The sequence below is a fragment of the Paraburkholderia sp. EG304 genome (assembly GCF_046543485.1).
GTDB lineage: Bacteria > Pseudomonadota > Gammaproteobacteria > Burkholderiales > Burkholderiaceae > Paraburkholderia > Paraburkholderia youngii.
The window spans coordinates 25,922-42,341 of sequence record NZ_JBKGUA010000007.1 but is presented as its reverse complement, the minus strand read 5'-3'; the positions used below and the strand labels follow the sequence as shown (position 1 = coordinate 42,341).

At 62.4% G+C, this 16,420-nt stretch carries 12 protein-coding genes; 5 read left to right on the top strand and 7 right to left on the bottom strand.

The window, feature by feature from the left end:
• Positions 1-6 precede the first annotated feature (6 nt).
• From gmd to ACLFKU_RS10900, 3 genes are read right to left on the bottom strand one after another with little or no spacing between them, the layout of a single operon-like run.
• The gene (gene gmd, locus ACLFKU_RS10910; RefSeq protein WP_368586267.1) at positions 7-1,050 is read right to left on the bottom strand and encodes a GDP-mannose 4,6-dehydratase; all 1,044 of its coding nucleotides are present in this window, start codon (positions 1,048-1,050) and stop codon (positions 7-9) included.
• 55 nt (positions 1,051-1,105) lie between these two features.
• On the bottom strand, positions 1,106-1,855 hold the full coding sequence (locus ACLFKU_RS10905; protein ID WP_410849107.1) for an SGNH/GDSL hydrolase family protein: 750 nt from the start codon (positions 1,853-1,855) through the stop codon (positions 1,106-1,108).
• Positions 1,852-2,934, bottom strand: a complete 1,083-nt coding sequence (locus tag ACLFKU_RS10900) for an acyltransferase family protein (protein WP_410849106.1) — start codon at positions 2,932-2,934, stop codon at positions 1,852-1,854. Before ACLFKU_RS10900 ends, ACLFKU_RS10905 begins: the two co-directional genes overlap by 4 nt.
• A gap of 559 nt (positions 2,935-3,493) precedes the next feature.
• On the opposite strand from ACLFKU_RS10900, the gene ACLFKU_RS10895 reads away from it, so the two are divergent.
• The 3 genes from ACLFKU_RS10895 (at position 3,494) to ACLFKU_RS10885 (ending at position 9,673) form a co-directional block, all read left to right on the top strand.
• The gene (locus ACLFKU_RS10895) at positions 3,494-5,695 is read left to right on the top strand and encodes a hypothetical protein (protein WP_410849105.1); all 2,202 of its coding nucleotides are present in this window, start codon (positions 3,494-3,496) and stop codon (positions 5,693-5,695) included.
• A gap of 61 nt (positions 5,696-5,756) precedes the next feature.
• On the top strand, positions 5,757-7,223 hold the full coding sequence (locus ACLFKU_RS10890; protein WP_410849104.1) for a flippase: 1,467 nt from the start codon (positions 5,757-5,759) through the stop codon (positions 7,221-7,223).
• Complete coding sequence (locus tag ACLFKU_RS10885; RefSeq protein ID WP_410849103.1) at positions 7,220-9,673, top strand: glycosyltransferase family 4 protein; 2,454 nt, start codon at positions 7,220-7,222, stop codon at positions 9,671-9,673. Before ACLFKU_RS10890 ends, ACLFKU_RS10885 begins: the two co-directional genes overlap by 4 nt.
• A gap of 217 nt (positions 9,674-9,890) precedes the next feature.
• Here ACLFKU_RS10885 and ACLFKU_RS10880 read toward each other — a convergent pair whose 3' ends face one another.
• The 3 genes from ACLFKU_RS10880 to ACLFKU_RS10870 all read right to left on the bottom strand — a co-directional run bounded on the left by ACLFKU_RS10880 (position 9,891) and on the right by ACLFKU_RS10870 (position 12,491).
• Entirely contained in the window at positions 9,891-10,157 is a 267-nt protein-coding gene (locus ACLFKU_RS10880) for a contact-dependent growth inhibition system immunity protein (RefSeq protein ID WP_410849212.1), read from the bottom strand.
• 34 nt (positions 10,158-10,191) lie between these two features.
• Positions 10,192-11,028 carry an RNase A-like domain-containing protein gene (locus ACLFKU_RS10875; RefSeq protein ID WP_410849102.1) on the bottom strand — a complete coding sequence of 279 codons (837 nt, stop codon included), beginning with the start codon at positions 11,026-11,028 and terminating at the stop codon, positions 10,192-10,194.
• A 224-nt stretch (positions 11,029-11,252) separates the two neighbouring features.
• A complete protein-coding gene (locus tag ACLFKU_RS10870) occupies positions 11,253-12,491 on the bottom strand; it encodes an acyltransferase family protein (protein WP_368586257.1) in 1,239 nt (412 codons plus the stop codon).
• 259 nt (positions 12,492-12,750) lie between these two features.
• Between ACLFKU_RS10870 and ACLFKU_RS10865 the strand changes: the two genes are divergently transcribed.
• Together ACLFKU_RS10865 and galU are read left to right on the top strand one after the other, a co-directional pair.
• Positions 12,751-12,894 (top strand): hypothetical protein, encoded by a 144-nt coding sequence (locus tag ACLFKU_RS10865; protein WP_368586256.1) that lies wholly within the window; start codon positions 12,751-12,753, stop codon positions 12,892-12,894.
• A 286-nt stretch (positions 12,895-13,180) separates the two neighbouring features.
• Positions 13,181-14,098, top strand: coding sequence for a UTP--glucose-1-phosphate uridylyltransferase GalU (gene galU, locus ACLFKU_RS10860; protein ID WP_410849101.1), 918 nt, complete (start codon positions 13,181-13,183; stop codon positions 14,096-14,098).
• Between the two features lie 72 nt (positions 14,099-14,170).
• Here the strand turns inward: galU and ACLFKU_RS10855 are convergent, their stop codons facing one another.
• Positions 14,171-16,345, bottom strand: a complete 2,175-nt coding sequence (locus ACLFKU_RS10855) for a malate synthase G (RefSeq protein WP_410849100.1) — start codon at positions 16,343-16,345, stop codon at positions 14,171-14,173.
• Positions 16,346-16,420: the final 75 nt, after the last annotated feature.

The window sequence follows — 16,420 nt, the reverse complement described above, 5'->3', positions numbered from 1 at the left end:
ACCGTGTTAGAACGTCTCGTGGTGCTCGTTGCGCGCGATGTCCGCCTGCACCATCATCTGGCACAGCTGTTCGAGCGAGGTTTGCGGTTGCCAGCCGAGCGTGTCGCGCGCCTTGTCCGCGCAGCCGATCAGCAGGTCCACTTCGGCGGGGCGATAGAACTTCGGGTTCACTCGCACCAGCGTCTTGCCGGTCGCGACATCGATGCCGGTCTCGCGCTCATCCTTGCCCGACCATTCCAGCTGGAAGCCGGCCGCCGCGAACGCCATGCGTACGAAATCGCGAACCGTTTCGGTGCGGCCGGTCGCGAGCACGAAGGTATCGGGCGCGTCGGCCTGCAACATGCGCCACATGCCCTCGACGTATTCGAGCGCGAAGCCCCAGTCGCGCTGCGCGCTCAGGTTGCCGAGTTCGAGCACGTCCTGCTTGCCGAGCTTGATCTTCGCGACCGTGTCGGTGATCTTGCGCGTGACGAATTCGCGGCCACGTAGCGGCGATTCGTGATTGAACAGGATGCCGCTGCTCGCGAACAGGTTGTACGACTCGCGAAAGTTGATCGTCGACCAGTGTGCAAACAGCTTCGCGACGCCATACGGGCTGCGCGGATAGAACGGCGTGCTTTCGCGTTGCGGCACCGCCTGCACGAGGCCGAACATCTCGGAGGTCGACGCCTGGTAGAAGCGCGTCTTCGGGCTCAGGATACGCAGCCCTTCGAGCAGATTCAGCGCGCCGACGCCGGTCACTTCGGCGGTGGTCACCGGCTGGTCGAACGACACGCCGACGAAGCTCTGCGCGGCGAGGTTGTACAGCTCGTCGGCCTGGGTGCCGTCGAGCAGACGCAGCGTCGAGCCGAGGTCGGTGAGGTCGTGTTCGACCAGACGCAGATTCGGATGATCGAGCACGCCAAGCTCACGCATGCGCCAGAAGTTGACAGAACTCGTGCGCCGGTAGGTGCCGGTCACGTGATAGCCCTTGTCGAGCAGCAGCTTGGTCAGATAGGCGCCGTCCTGTCCGGATACGCCGGTGATGATCGCTTTGCGTGGTTGGCTCATAGCTTGCCTTCTAGTGTGTGAATGAAAAAGAACGGTTCGCGCGTAAAAGTGGGGGTCAATGTGTTTCGTCCAGCAGTCGCCGCACCAACGGCTCGACGACCCGATAATCCTGTTCAGCCTTCAGCCGGTACAACTCCGGTTTCGGATGCGCGCCGTCCGACATCAGCGACTTCCAGTCGGGCAGGCTGCTCACATACGCGTATTGATCGACGAGCGGCACCTGCTGTTCGGCGGCCACGCGTCGCGTGATCGCGACCATCGTCGCCAGCTTCGCGTTGAGCCGGTTATCGGGCATCGGGTTCGAGGTTTGCAAAACAGGCTGCTTGCCGAGCGCTCGCGCGGTTTGCACGAGCGATGTTTCGGCCGAATAGAACTGCTCGGGCGTCTGGTTCTGCATCACTTCGTTGATGCCATAGTTGATCAGCACGAGCCGCGCGGGCGAGACGGCGAGACGTTCGCGCCACGACAGGCCCGCCGCCGGTCCCGCACGACGATTGCCGGTGCCGTCGCGCAACTGCGAGGCCATCGTGCCGCCGACACCGTAGTTCGTGACGCGCACGCGCTCGCCGTCATGCGCCTGCAACGCCTGCTGCAGATAGGTGACGGCGTTGCGCGCTTGCGGGCCGCAGTGGCCGTCGCCACAGGTGATGCCGAGCGTGGTCGAATCGCCGTAGGCGTCGATCAGCAGTTGCGTCGGCGATGACGTTGGCGGCTCGTCCGCGGTCGCGCTCGTTGCCGGCGCGAACAACGTCAGCGCCGACACGACGCCCAGCACGCGGGCAGCGGCAACGGCCACGCGGTTCATGCGCGGCTTTGCGGTGCTTGCCGCGCGACGCTGGCGCCGCCGCTGACCGTCGCTTTCGTGCCGCGTGTGGCGAAAATCAGGCGCTTCTCGAATGCGAACCACGTGATGCTCGCGTAGACGAGCGTGATCGCAAGCGCGATCGCGGCGCTCAGATAGCGATTCAAATGCAGCGGCCACACCAAGTACAGCACGCTCAGGTGGATCAGATAGATCGTGTAGCTGATGGTGCCGATATAAACGAGCGCGGGATTGCACAACAGCCGCTTGACGATGCCCTTGCTCTGCAGCGCGATCACCACGATCGACGTACACAGCACCAGCGACACGCTATAGAGCCCCGCATTCGACAACGGCGTATTCGCCGCGCGAAAACGCGGGAAGTGCAGATGCAGCCATGCCAGCACCGCGAGCGCGGCCAGCGCGCCGAGCACCGCGAGTCCCTTGTACGGTTCGAGCGCATTGCGATCACGCCGCACGGCCACCGCGAGCAGCGCGCCGGCCGCGAGCAGATCCATGCGGAACGGCGTCAGGTAGTAGATCGGCCAGAACGAATCGAACCACGGCGTCGCGAGCGCGCGCAGCAGCGGCGCCAGTACGATCAGCGCCGCCGCCACACCGCCGAGCAGGCGCTCGGGTACGAGCAGGATCACGAACGGCCAGAAGATATAGAACTGCTCTTCGACCGCGAGCGACCACAGCACGTTGAGGCTTTCGTGACCGCTTTGATTGAGCGCATCGCCGATATTGGTCGCGAAGAACGTGTACCAGTACCAGTGCTGTGCCCACGCGAGGCCGAACAGCAGCGACGACACGGCCATCAGCAGCAGGTACGGCGGCAGGATGCGGCGCGCGCGCCGTGCATAGAAATAGCTGAAATACGACTGCTGACGCGACTTGCGATCGAGCAGGATGCCGCTGATCAGAAAGCCGCTCAAAACGAAGAACAGATCGACGCCCATCCATAGCGGCGCTTTCAACGCGTGCTGCGCGAACACCGCGAGCACGGCGATCGCGCGCAGACCGTCGAGTTGCACGATGCGGGAATGGGAGGGCGCGAGGGGCAATGCGCTGGCTGTCATGAACCGTCCATGGTGTAAAGCGGATGGGCCGGGCGAAGGGCCGCGCGGTTCGCAACGGATAGCCGGCGAACAGGCGCGCGCTTCGCGTCGCAACTGAAGTGCAATCGATTCTAGGGAAAAGAAAATCGAGAAAAAATCCATTGGAGTCGGCTAATTGAATCAGATTGAAACAGGGTATTTCTTTGGCCATTCCAGAAGGATTTATATGGTTATCTGGTGAGTAGCGGGCAATCCGTAATAAATGCGCACTGCGTGATCCCACATCAGTATGACCGGAGGATCGCCGCGACAGACGCACGCGCGACGGCGCGGCTTCCACTTTTATCTATTTTTAATTGATTTCTTTTGCGACGTATAAGTGAACGAATATTTTTGAATTATTTTCTATTTTCGTCGCTGCGTTTTTTCCGCGTAACTTAGCCGTGCGGACGGCTGCCTTCAGGCGCCGCGCTTCAATCGGTTGCGCTTCGTTTCGCTTTACCACATCACTGAATTTCGCCCCGAGCGGGCGCGGGTCCGCGTGCATCGCGTTGACCGGACATCGACTGGAGGTTCCGCCTTGCGCCATATCACGTTCAAAAGCTGGTGCGCCCTGACAGCCTGCGCTGCCGGCGTCGTCGCCGCAACGGCCGGTGTGCCGGCTTGCGCGGAAACCACGTTGAACGCGAAGACCTCATGGATCGGCAACAGCTTCGGCTTCGGCGATGGCACATGGACGCAGATCAATATCACCGCGATTGCGGTCACGCCGGACGGCAAGGTCTATACGAACTCGCCGTGGGATGAAAGCGGCGCCGAAGCGAGCGTCTATCAGGACGGCAAGATGCTCGGCTTCGCGGGCGGCACACATGGCTGGGGCAACGCCGGCGGCAATGCGATCGCGGTCAACCGCAAATATGCGTTCGTCGCGATCGCGGTCGGCAATGAGAAGGGGCACCTGGTCGAGCCGGGCGTCTGGCCGGACAAGGGCAAGCAGTGGTTCGGCATTTCGCGGCGCCTGATCGGCGAGCCGAAGCGCGTGGCGCCGTTTCAGCCCGCCGCCAAAAACGCGGACCCGCATGCGCAGCTAGCGGCCGGCTTTCTGATGATGAACGAAGTGCCGACCGGCACGAACGCGGAGATTGGCGGACTCGCCGCGAACGACACGACGCTGTTCGCGGCCAACACCGCGCGCAATCGGGTCGAAGTCTACGATGCCGAGTCGATGCAGCAGAAGGCGACGTGGAGCGTGCACGAGCCTGGACGTCTCGCACTCGCGCCCGACGGCACGCTATGGGTGCTGAGCGGCACGCGCAACGATCGCGCGCCGGCCATCGAGCATTACACGGCGACCGGCGAGCGTATCGACGAAACCATCACGCTGCCGGCCGATACGGTCGCGGTCGACCTCGCCGTCGATACACAAGGCCGCCTGCTGATCGCCGATAACGGTGCGCGCCAGCAGGTGCTGTTTTTCACGAAGCGCGACGGCCGGTATACGGCGTCGGGCACGCTCGGCGAGCGCGGCGGCATTTTCAGCGGCGTCGCGGGCAAGCCGGGTCCGTTGCGATTCAACGGCTTGACGGGCGTCGGTGTCGATGCGCGCGGCAACGTGTACGTGTCGACCAACGGCATCGGTCCGCGTTACGAGCCGATCGGTGCGGGTCTCGGCGCGACGCTCGAAAGCTACGCGCCGAATGGCAAGCGCAACTGGCAGGTCGAGGGGCTGCTGTTCGTCGACGGCGCGTGGATCGATCCGGCCCGGCCCAACAGCGTTTATACCGGCAACAAGCGCTTCGAACTCGATCTGTCGAAGCCGTCGGGGCACGACTGGAAATACGCGGGATTCCTGTCGAATCGATTCAAGTACCCGGACGATCCGGTGTTCCATACCGACCAGTATCCGGGCCTGCCGATCGCGCGACGGTTGAAGGGGCGCACGTTCCTCTATCTGACCGACATGTATGCGGACCATCTGAAGATCTATCGCTTCGATCCGCAGCACGACGGCGAGAGCGCGATTCCGTCCGGTTTTATCGCAGGCCGCGAGCGCCCGGTCTTGAAGGTGCCGAATGCGCCGCCGGGCGGTGACTGGATCTGGCGCGACATGAATGGCGATGGCCAGTTCGAGCGCGACGAATACACGCTGAATACGAGCGGCACCAAGCTCGCGGGCGGCTGGGGCTGGTGGGTCGATACGGCCGGCGACATCTGGCGCACCCGGGATACGAAGGGCATCTATCGCTTCCGTTTCGGCGGACTCGATGCGAAGGGCAACCCGGTCTACTCGTACTCGAACCTGACGCAGTACCCGGTGCCGGCACCGTTCAGCGAACTGCATCGCGCGATCTATGAACCGGACACCGACACGATGTACGTGAGCGGCTATACGGCCGATATGCCGACCGCGCAGGGCTTCTGGAAGGAAGTGGGGCGCGTGCTGGTGCGCTACGACAAGTGGTCGAGCGGCCAGCCGGTGCAGCGTTACGCGATCAGCTTGCCGTGGCAGACGCAAAGCAAGCCGATCGCGACGATCATCGGCGTCACCGTCGAGGGGCAATACCTGTTCGGCGTCGAGCCGGTCGGCGCAGTGCACGTGTGGGACAAGGACAGCGGCAAGGAACTCGGCGTGATCCGGCCGGGCCCCGAAGTGGGCCGCGCGTCGGGCTGGGTCGACGTGCCCAACGGCATCAGCGCGACGAAACGCGCCGATGGCGAGTACCTGGTGTTCGTCGAGGAAGACGCGCGCGGCAAGGTGCTGATGTATCGCTGGAAGCCTTGAGATGCGTTGGCCTCGCTGACGCACTCCGCACGCAATCTAACCGCAAAACCCAAGGGATTCGATGGACAAAGGCATTCTCAGGAACGTAGCGATCAATTTTTTCGGGCTCGTGCTGCCGACCTTCGTGTCGCTCGTAACCGTGCCGGCGTATATCCGGCTACTCGGCGTCGAGCGCTACGGCGTGATCAGTCTAGTGTGGACGCTGATCGGCTACTTCGGAATCCTCGATCTCGGCATGAGCATGGCCGCGCAGAACCATATTTCGAAGGCGCGCGCGTCGGGCGATCAGCGGGAAAGCGCGCGCGTGTTCTGGAGCGCGACGTGGCTCAACCTCACGACCGGCGTGGTCGGCGGTTTGATCATCTACTTCGGTGCGTTACTGTACACCGCGTATTTCACCAAGGTATCGCCCGAGCTGCAGCACGAAGTCTATATGGCGCTGCCGTGGCTTGCGGTCGCGATTCCGATCGCGAACGTGTCGTGGGTGTTCGCGGGCGCGATCAATGGCGCCGAACGTTTCGGCGTCTACAACACGAATCAGACCATCGGCACGTTCCTGTTCCAGCTTCTGCCGCTCGGTGCCGCGCTGTGGCTCGGCGCGACCTTGCAGAACGTACTCGCCGCGGCCGTGGTCGCGCGGATTCTCGCCGCGCTGCTGCTCGGCCGCTATGCGCTGAAAGTGCTTGAAATAGGCAGCATTGAACCGCCGCGGCTCGGCGTTGCGAAGGGGCTGTTCAACTTCGGCGGCTGGATGCTGATCGCGAGCGTGACGACGATGCTCGCCGATTCGCTCGATCGCGTGATGCTCGGTTCGCGCCTCGGCGCGCGCTTCGTCACGTATTACACGGTGCCGCAGAATCTCGTCACGCGTCTGAATATCGTACCGACCGCGCTGGTGCGTACGCTGTTTCCGCGGCTGTCGGCGGTCGGCCGCGCGGATGCCGACACGATCACGCAGCAGTCGCTCGAATTTCTGAACGGCGTGTTCACGCCGGTCGCGCTCGTCGCGATGCTGGTGCTCGAACCGTTCCTGCATCTGTGGGTCGGCAACGAGATCGCGACGGTCGCGGCGCCCGTGGGCCGGATCATGATCGTCGCCGTGTGGCTCGTCGGCCAGGCGAACGTGACGCGCATTCTGATTCAGTCGCAGGTCAATCCCGCCACCGCCGCGCGCATCGGCCTCGTCGAGTTGCCGCTGTTCGCCGGCGCGTTGTGGCTCGGTATCACGCATTTCGGGCTGACTGGCGCGGCGGTCGCGGTTTCCGCTCGCGCACTGTTCGACTACGCAGTGCTGCTGCATTTCGCGGCGATCCGCGCGCGTCAGATCGTGCTCGACATGCTCGCCCATCTCGCCTTCCTGCTCGCCAGCCTGTGGCTCGCGAGCTTCCTGCCGAGCCTTGCGCTCGCGATCGCCGCCGGTGTGCTGATGGTCGGTGCGAACGTCGCGTGGTCGATCACGATGACGCCCGCCTTGCGCAATCTTGCGCGTTCACTGCTATTGCGACTGAATCCGAGGAAAAGCGCATGAATCAAGACGTCCTTGATAAAGACCTGTTGAGGCCTGCGACGCGCAGCGCGTTCGACGAACTGACGAGCGTGCCCGGCATGCAGCCGGCACCGCGCCGTACCGCGCCGCGCGCGAACAAGAGCGTGCGCATCGCGATCGTGCACGACTGGCTCGTCACCTACGCGGGCGCGGAGAAAGTGCTCGAGCAGATCATCGCGTGCTTTCCCGATGCGGACCTGTTCAGCCTCGTGGACTTTCTCGAAGATCGCAACTTCCTGCGCGGCAAGCCGGTGACGACATCGTTCATCCAGAAGCTGCCGCTCGCGCGCAGCAAGTACCGCTCGTATCTGCCGCTGATGCCGCTCGCAATCGAGCAGCTCGACGTGTCGGCGTACGACGTGGTGATCTCGAGCAGTCACGCGGTCGCCAAGGGCATTCTGACCGGACCCGACCAGGTGCATATCAGCTACGTGCATTCGCCGATCCGCTATGCGTGGGATTTGCAGCATCAGTATCTGCAGCAGTCGAAGCTGACCAACGGCCCGAAGTCGGCGCTCGCGCGGCTGATTTTGCATTACATGCGCAACTGGGACATCCGCACGTCGAACTCGGTCGACGGCTTCATCGCGAACTCGGCGTTCATCGCGCGACGCATCAAGAAGGTGTATCAGCGCGACGCGCAGGTCATTTTCCCGCCGGTCGATGTCGACGCGTTCACGCTGTGCACGCAGAAGGAAGACTTTTATCTGACCGCGTCGCGAATGGTGCCGTACAAGAAGATCGATCTGATCGTCGAGGCGTTCGCGCGGATGCCCGAGCGCAAGCTCGTCGTGATCGGCGATGGGCCCGACATGGCCAAGATCCGCGCGAAGGCGGGGCCGAACGTCGAGATCATGGGCTATCAGCCGTTCAAGGTGCTGAAGGACCGCATGAGCCGCGCGAAGGCATTCGTGTTCGCGGCCGAAGAGGACTTCGGCATTTCGGTGGTCGAGGCGCAGGCTTGCGGCACGCCGGTGATCGCCTACGGCAAGGGCGGGGCGCTCGAAACCGTGCGCGATCTGTCGGAGCCGAAGCCGACCGGCATGTTCTTCGATGAGCAGGATGCCGATTCGATCATCGCTGCGGTGAATCGTTTCGACGAGCTTGGGCACCGGTTCCAGCCGGAGCATTGCCGCGACAACGCGGAGCAGTTTTCGGCCGCGCATTTCCGCGAGCGTTTTTTCGCGCAGGTGCGCGCGGCGGTACCGGCATTGCGCGACGCGACGCTGCCGCCCTATACGCCGTATCGGCCGGGCGCGCAGAGCGCCGCGAACGTGCCGCGGATTCTCGCGGTCGATCAGAGCGGCGTGCTCGGCGGCGCCGAGCTGTCGCTGCTCGAAATCGTCAAGGCGCTGCGCTCGCGCATCGAGGTCGTGCTGTTCGACGACGGGCCGTTCAAGACCGCGCTCACGAAGACCGGCGTCGAGGTCGCCGTGCTCGATGCCGGGGTGCTGAAAAACGTGCGCAAGCAGGGCGGTTCGTTGCCCAAGGGCCAGGCATTGAAGGGGCTCATCTCGCTCGTGCGTGCCACCGCGAAACGGGCGCGCAAAGCGGATGTGATCTATGCGAACACGCAACGTGCGATGGTGATCGGCGCAGTGGCCGGCAAGCTCGCGAGACGGCCGGTGGTCTGGCATTTGCGCGACATCGTCAGCGCCGAGCATTTCGGCTGCAAGCAGCTCGCGATCATCAAGTGGTGCGCGCGGCTCGGCCTGACGCATGTGATCGCCAATTCGGCCGCGTCGGCACAGGCATTCGCGAAGCTCACGCGCTTCGACAGCAAGCGCATCGACGTCGTGTTCAACGGGATTGACGCAGAGCCGTTCGACGCATTGCGCACGGTGCCGCAAGCGGTGTTGCGTGAGCGCCTGAATTTGCCTTGCGACGCGTTCCTCGTCGGCTCGTTCAGCCGGCTTGCGCGTTGGAAGGGGCAGCATGTGCTGCTCGAAGCGATGGTGCTCAATCCGCACATGCACGCGGTATTGGTCGGCGCGGCGCTGTTCGGCGAGGACCAGTACGAGATGGAACTGCGTGCGTTCGTCGCCGCGCACGAGCTGGGCGACCGGGTGCACTTTCTAGGCTTCCAGCACGATATTCCTGCTTGCATGTGCGCGGTCGACGCGGTCGTGCATACGTCGATCACACCGGAGCCGTTCGGCCGCGTGATCGTCGAGGGGATGCTCGCGCAGCGGCCGGTCGTGGCGTCGCGCGCGGGCGGCGTGCTCGAAATCATCGACGACTATGAGAACGGCGTGCTGTGTACGCCGGGCGATGCGCATGCGCTCGCCGATACGCTCGCCGAATTGCGCTCGAACGGGGACTTGCGTGACAGGCTGGTCGAGAACGGCTATCGGACCGCGCAGGAGCGGTTCGGCACGCGCAGCTATGTGGATGGGGTTGCGGGGATTCTGAAGAGTGTGGCGGGGCAGTAGAGCGGGTTTTTTTACGTGTCGGTAGACAGGGGCTTGGCCAGTCCTTGCTTGGCGTGACGGGGCGAAGGTCGAAGGACCTTTGCTCCGTTTTTTTGCGCCGCATTCAACGACACACGGTATATCCCGCAAACGGGTCGTGTTCCAGCTTTTTCGCGAACATCACCGCGCGTGCATGCGCAGGGTAGCGTCGAACCGCCCTGTCGCGGCGGCCAGTAGATTACTCGTTTAGAAGGCGCTTCAATTCGTCAAGGAATGAGGCTGTAGTGTGGCCCCACAGATTGGGATCAAATCCTGAGCCGTAATCTCTTTCGAACGCAGAATCCAGATCGGACGGATGGTCATTCAAGAACGAATTTATTTCACCTATTATTTCTTTTCGATACTCCGGAGGACTATCATCTTTATAGCATGAGACAATTTCAGGGATTGTGTTTCCCCACAAATCAAAATCCTCATTGAAATACGCACCGAAAAGCTCGTACATTCTGGGGTAGCGGTCAGATAACATTGTCCATCCTTTAGCCGACGTGCGCGGTTAATATGTAATACGGCATATTGTTATACTCTTGAAACCTCGGAATTACCGTAACTTCGTTCATCCTGGTCAGTTCGTTGGTTTTTCTCGTTATCCCATATCCGATATCGCCCGGAATCTTCTTGACCAATGTAAGAGGGATGCGGTTTTTCGGAGATTTAGCCCAACTCTGAATTCTCAAGATATTTGAATTCATTACATCAGATATCGCCAATTCCGCCACCCGTAGACTGTGAAACGATGAAACAACCGTCTTTTGGGGTTCCCGTCTTAGGCGCTCCCGTAGCCATGCCTCATCCTTCTCGACGTGCTTCAGAATTGTATGCCCGCCAAGCCCTGGATTAACGGCCCTGGCCTCATGCATTTGCAGATTGATCCGGCCCATCGTGACGCTGGCCACGCGCGCAGCCTTGATCGAGCCAGCGAAACCAAACGGCACGATCATATCGACTGACAGGCCGATATTATTCGCCATGTCCGGACTGGCCTTCATCGCCTCGGCCAGTTTCGTCGTACCTTGCTGGATCAGCGTGGCCGTATCCCGGCCTGTCCAGACTTGGCGTACACCTGCCGACACCGTATCTGAGCCATGTGCTCCGAACACAACACATCCGGCCTTGCTTGCCATCGTCGGTTCCGGAAGTACACACAGAGCCGCCGCTCCAACCATTTCCAGCACCCCGCCCACGACCTGCAAGCCGCCCCATAGGCGGTTGGAAAGCATCTCGGTGCGGTTTATCGACTGGCGGGAGAGCACCGCGGCCAGTTGAGGAGCACTGAGTACCACGCGCACGGCGCCCGAATCCTGTTGATACGACATCCTGAATTCCTCTGTAGCGATTGGGGTTGCCACGCTAGCAGGCGGATACGGGGATTTGGAATGGGCGATGGATGATTTTTGTGGCGTCTTTGTGCGCGTCAATCACCCACCCCGCGCAGGGCGGGCGCCTGTTCGCGGCGGTCGCAATCGAAACTTCGGGATGCACACCTAAGCCCCCGTCGCGGCACTTGGCCGTTACGGGGCTGACACAGCGCAGGGTGCACTTACGCCTTGAGACTCGCCGACCACTTCATCGCGGGCATTTCGACCAGCCGATAGAAGACATAGGCGGCCGGCACGACGACCAGCATGTAACCAAACGACGGCCAGATCGACATCTGCAGCGACGAGCGGAACAACCACGACGACAGCAGCACGAAGATCGGCAGATGAATCAGATACAGCGAGAAGCTGAAGTCACCCACGCGGGACAGCAAGCGCGACAGCGCGCGCGACCCAGCGCGAAGCAGTGCAAGCACGCCGCTTCCTTCGTGTTGCGGGTCATTGGGCACATCGAGCGCCTTGTACAGATAGCACGCGAAGCCCAGCGCCCAGATCTGGAACGCACCATACTGGCCGAAATGAAACGCGACGCAGCCTGCCGCGATCAATACCGCCGCGAGCACGTACAGCAATGCAGGCGCGCGCGCCTCCCGCGCGTTGCGCGCCCTGACATCGGCGATCCATGCACCGAGCATCCACGAGAACCAGTACGACGTGAAGAACTGCAGATCATGTCGCTCCAGCCCATACGCGGATGCAACGTTGATCACCGCGACGAGCGCGAGCACGGCGTTCATGCCGATGCGCCGCCGCAGCGCGAATAGCAGCGGATAGATCGCATAGAACTGCACTTCGAGCGACAGCGTCCACAGCGCGCCGTTAGAACCATACGTCTTGCCCGCCACACCCTGCAGCGAAAGCAGATTGACCAGAAACGCCTGCCCGCCGATCTCGCGAATCTTGTGACTGACGGGCGGCAATTGCAGGCTCAGCGAATCGAGCGCGAAAGTCAGTACCAGCGCCGCGAGCAGCACCGGATAGATGCGCGCGAAGCGCCGCAGCCAGAAGTTGCCCGCATCGAGCCGATAAGCGGGATTGCCCGCGAGCCGCAGCGCGCCGCCGCGATGGATGCAGTAGCCGCTGATCACGAAGAACATCGGCACGCCGGCCGAGCCCCATGCGATCGGAAACGTCAGATACGCAGCCAGACTGCTCGGACTAACCGAATGTCCGACGCTCTGATGAAACGCCTGCATGCCGACCCACACGATCTGGCGGCAATGAAAATAGGCGACCAGCAGCGCGGCGAAACCCCGCGTCGCGTCGATCACATGCTCCTTGCTGGCGCTATCGATACGCGCGTCGCTGCGCGCGTGCGCCGCGGCCGGTTTTTTCTCCGGGCGCGGCAGCGGGGAGAGGGGCAGGGAGGAGCCGGCGGCATCCAGTGCTGGGTCGCTCATACGCGGTCCTTATCTGAAGCGGAGAAGAGAAAAATCGACGCGACATACGCCTTCGAGCGGGCGTCCTTGCGCACCTCGCGACGCATCCATGCTAGAGCATCACAATCCCACAAAATGATTAAAAAATTGCGTTTCGGATTGAATTCGGCATCGATTTTGTGACGAATTGTAATTACGCATCGCCGTCTGGATCATCGAATTATTTATCGCTTTTGTCGTGCTAATTTAGATCAAGGATTTTCTGAGCCGAGGTGAAGTCATGAACCTGCACTTACTGGCCGGCGTGGCCGTCCTGCTGATCCTGGTGGCCGCCTCCGCCTACCGCGATGCGTTGCGCAACGAGCCGATCCGTCGTTACCGGATGGACCCAGGCAAGCTGCCGCCGGTCGACGAACAGGACTGACGTGCTGCCGAAGCCGGTCACCAGATCGCCAGACGGGTCACGCCAGGGGCCGTCCGAAAGGTAATACTTTCGGATTTTGTCACTCGCCGCCTGGCAATATATGCGTAACAATTTACTCAATTTTTCGCAATATCGCATTGCGAACAATGCGTGAATTATCCGAATTAAATCGGAGAAAGACCGCTTCCGTGAACCTCGCAGATTTTTCTGCTAGTCTTGCGCCGGCATCGATTGGCCGCCAGGTCCGCGAACACACCAACTTCTAACCGATGTGGGAATGCCTACCATGCTGAAAGTCACCAAAGCCGTGTTTCCCGTAGCGGGCCTCGGGACACGATTCCTGCCGGCTACCAAAGCAAGTCCGAAGGAAATGCTGCCGATCGTCGACAAGCCGCTGATCCAGTACGCGGTCGAAGAAGCGATCGCCGCCGGCATCACCGAGATGATCTTCGTGACGGGCCGCAGCAAGCGCGCGATCGAAGATCACTTCGACAAATCCTATGAGATCGAGTCCGAGCTCGAAGCGCGCAACAAGCAGAAGCTGCTCGATCTGGTGCGCAGCATCAAACCGGCCAACGTCGACTGCTTTTACGTGCGCCAGGCCGAAGCGCTCGGTCTCGGCCACGCGGTGCTGTGCGCCGAGAAACTGGTGGGCGACAGCCCGTTCGCGGTGATACTCGCCGACGACCTGCTGCATAGCACGAAGCCCGTGATGAGCCAGCTCGTCGATACCTTCAACCACTACCACAGCTCGGTGATCGGCGTCGAAACGATCGCGCGCGAGGACAGCCGTTCGTATGGCGTCGTCGACGGCCGCGAGTGGGAAGACAACGTGATCAAGCTGTCGGGCATCGTCGAGAAGCCGGCGCCAGACCAGGCGCCGTCGAATCTCGGCGTGGTGGGGCGCTACGTGCTGATGCCGACGATCTTCAAGCATATCCGCGCGCTGCAGCCGGGCGCGGGCGGGGAGCTGCAACTGACCGACGCGGTGCAGTCGCTGCTGACCGAAGAGCAGGTGCTCGCGTACCGCTACTTCGGCACGCGCTTCGATTGCGGCAGCAAGCTCGGCTATCTGAAGGCGACCGTCGAATTCGCGCTGCGCCATCCGGAGGTGAAGGCTGAATTCGAGGCATATCTGCAGGCGTATCTGCAGAACGAAGCGCCAGCCGGCGAGGCGGGGCAATTGACGGCCGAAGCCGCGTGAACTGACGAGGCCCTGAAATAAAAAACGGGCGCTGCATTGCGCGGCGCCCGTTGTCGCTTCGGCAGGACGGCCTCAACCCTGCTGCTTCACCTCGAGCCGGAACTTGTGCAGCAACGGCTCGGTATAACCGCTCGGCTGCTGGCGCCCTTCGAATACGAGCGCTTGCGCGGCCTTGAACGCAATCGTGTCGAAACCCGGCGCCATCGGCTGATAGAGCGGATCACCGGCGTTTTGCGCATCCACGACCTTGGCCATGCGCTTGAACGTCTCCTCGACGAGCTCGCGTTTGATCACGCCGTGATACAGCCAGTTGGCGATGTGCTGGCTCGAAATACGCAGCGTCGCGCGGTCTTCCATCAGGCCGACGTTGTGAATATCCGGCACCTTCGAGCAGCCGACGCCCTGATCGATCCAGCGCACCACGTAGCCGAGAATGCCCTGCGTGTTGTTGTCGACCTCGGCGCGGATTTCGTCGTCGCTCCATTGCGCCTTTTCGACAACCGGGATCGTCAGCAGCCCATCGAGCAGTTCGTCGTAAACCTTCGCGTAGTCGGTGCGTTCGAGTTCCTGCTGGACCGCCTGCACGTCGACCTGGTGATAGTGCAGCGCGTGCAGCGTCGCGGCGGTCGGCGAGGGCACCCACGCGGTGTTCGCGCCAGCCTTCGGATGGCCGATCTTCTGCTCGAGCATCGCGTGCATCAGGTCGGGCATCGCCCACATGCCCTTGCCGATCTGCGAGCGGCCGCGCAGGCCCCCGCTCAAACCGACCAGCACGTTGCTGCGCTCGTACGACGCGATCCACTTGCTCGACTTCATGTCGCCCTTGCGCATCATCGGGCCCGCTTCCATCGCCGAGTGCATCTCGTCGCCGGTGCGATCGAGGAAGCCCGTGTTGATGAACGCGACGCGCGCCGACGCTTCGGCGATACAGGCGAGCAGGTTCACGCTGGTGCGGCGCTCCTCGTCCATGATGCCCATCTTGATCGTGTTGCGCGGCAGCTTCAGCAGGTCTTCGACGCGCGCGAACAGCTCGCTCGCGAACGCGACTTCGGCCGGCCCGTGCATCTTCGGCTTCACGATATAGATCGAGCCGGTGCGCGAGTTCAGCTTGTTCTGGCGGTCGCGCAGTGCGCACAGCGTCGTGATCACCGCGTCGAGAATGCCTTCCGGAATCTCGTGGCCGTCTTTGGTCAACACGGCCGGGTTCGTCATCAGATGGCCGACGTTGCGGATGAACAGCAGCGAGCGGCCATGCAGCTTGACCTGCGACTTGCCGTCCGCGCTGGTGTACTCGCGATCCGCGTTGAGCCGGCGCGTGAAGGTCTTGCCATTCTTCGTGACCTGTTCGGTCAGGTCGCCGTTCATCAGGCCGAGCCAGTTGCGATAGAGCTGCACCTTGTCGTCGGCGTCGACGGCCGCGACCGAGTCTTCGCAATCGATGATCGTCGTGACCGCCGCTTCGACGACGACGTCCTTCACATGCGCCGCGTCGGTCTTGCCGACCGGATCGTTCGCATCGATCTGGATTTCGAGGTGCAGGCCGTTGTGCTTGAGCAGCACCGCCGACGGCGCGCTCGCATCGCCCTGATAGCCGACCAGTTGCGCGGGTGTCTTCAGCGCGGTAGTGCCGCTCTTCAGCGCGACGACCAGCTGGCCGTTCTCGACGCTATAGCGCGTCGCATCCGCGTGCGAACCGTTCGCGAGCGGCGCGGCCTGATCGAGGAACCTGCGCGCATACGCGATCACCGCGGCGCCGCGCACCGGGTTGTAGCCCTTCTGCTTTTCCGCGCCATCCGTTTCAGGGATCGCGTCGGTGCCGTACAGCGCGTCGTACAGGCTGCCCCAGCGCGCGTTCGCGGCGTTCAGCGCATACCGCTGGTTCGACAGCGGCACGACCAGCTGCGGGCCGGCCTGCTCCGAGATTTCGCTGTCCACGTGGTCGGTCGTGGCCTGGACGCCGGCGGGCACGGGCACGATGTAGCCGATGCCTTCGAGAAACGCACGATACGCGCGCAGATCCCGCACCGGGCCGGGATGGGTCCGATGCCAGTTGTCGAGTTCGGTTTGCAGGCGGTCGCGTTCGGCGAGCAACGCCCGATTCTTTGGCGCCAGCTCGTGCACGAGGGCATCGAAACCCGACCAGAAGGCGGCGCTGTCGATTCCGGTGCCGGGCAGGGCTTCGGTTTCAACGAACTGGTCGAGGTTGGCGGCGACCTGCAGTCCGCCGCGCGGGTTCATCTGAGTCATCGACTGCTCCATCTGTTATGGGACCGATGAGGGGGCATCGGTCCGCGTTGTGCCACGGGATTGCTGTGACGCCCG

Excerpts from the sequence above, each read along its gene's own strand:
- ACLFKU_RS10890 (WP_410849104.1), top strand. The coding sequence starts at position 5,757 with ATGGACAAAGGCATTCTCAGGAACGTAGCGATCAATTTTTTCGGGCTC.
- gmd (WP_368586267.1), bottom strand. The coding sequence starts at position 1,050 with ATGAGCCAACCACGCAAAGCGATCATCACCGGCGTATCCGGACAGGAC.
- ACLFKU_RS10900 (WP_410849106.1), bottom strand. The coding sequence starts at position 2,934 with ATGACAGCCAGCGCATTGCCCCTCGCGCCCTCCCATTCCCGCATCGTG.
- ACLFKU_RS10905 (WP_410849107.1), bottom strand. The coding sequence starts at position 1,855 with ATGAACCGCGTGGCCGTTGCCGCTGCCCGCGTGCTGGGCGTCGTGTCG.
- ACLFKU_RS10880 (WP_410849212.1), bottom strand. The coding sequence starts at position 10,157 with ATGTACGAGCTTTTCGGTGCGTATTTCAATGAGGATTTTGATTTGTGG.
- ACLFKU_RS10875 (WP_410849102.1), bottom strand. The coding sequence starts at position 11,028 with ATGTCGTATCAACAGGATTCGGGCGCCGTGCGCGTGGTACTCAGTGCT.
- ACLFKU_RS10885 (WP_410849103.1), top strand. The coding sequence starts at position 7,220 with ATGAATCAAGACGTCCTTGATAAAGACCTGTTGAGGCCTGCGACGCGC.
- ACLFKU_RS10865 (WP_368586256.1), top strand. The coding sequence starts at position 12,751 with ATGAACCTGCACTTACTGGCCGGCGTGGCCGTCCTGCTGATCCTGGTG.
- galU (WP_410849101.1), top strand. The coding sequence starts at position 13,181 with ATGCTGAAAGTCACCAAAGCCGTGTTTCCCGTAGCGGGCCTCGGGACA.
- ACLFKU_RS10870 (WP_368586257.1), bottom strand. The coding sequence starts at position 12,491 with ATGAGCGACCCAGCACTGGATGCCGCCGGCTCCTCCCTGCCCCTCTCC.
- ACLFKU_RS10855 (WP_410849100.1), bottom strand. The coding sequence starts at position 16,345 with ATGACTCAGATGAACCCGCGCGGCGGACTGCAGGTCGCCGCCAACCTC.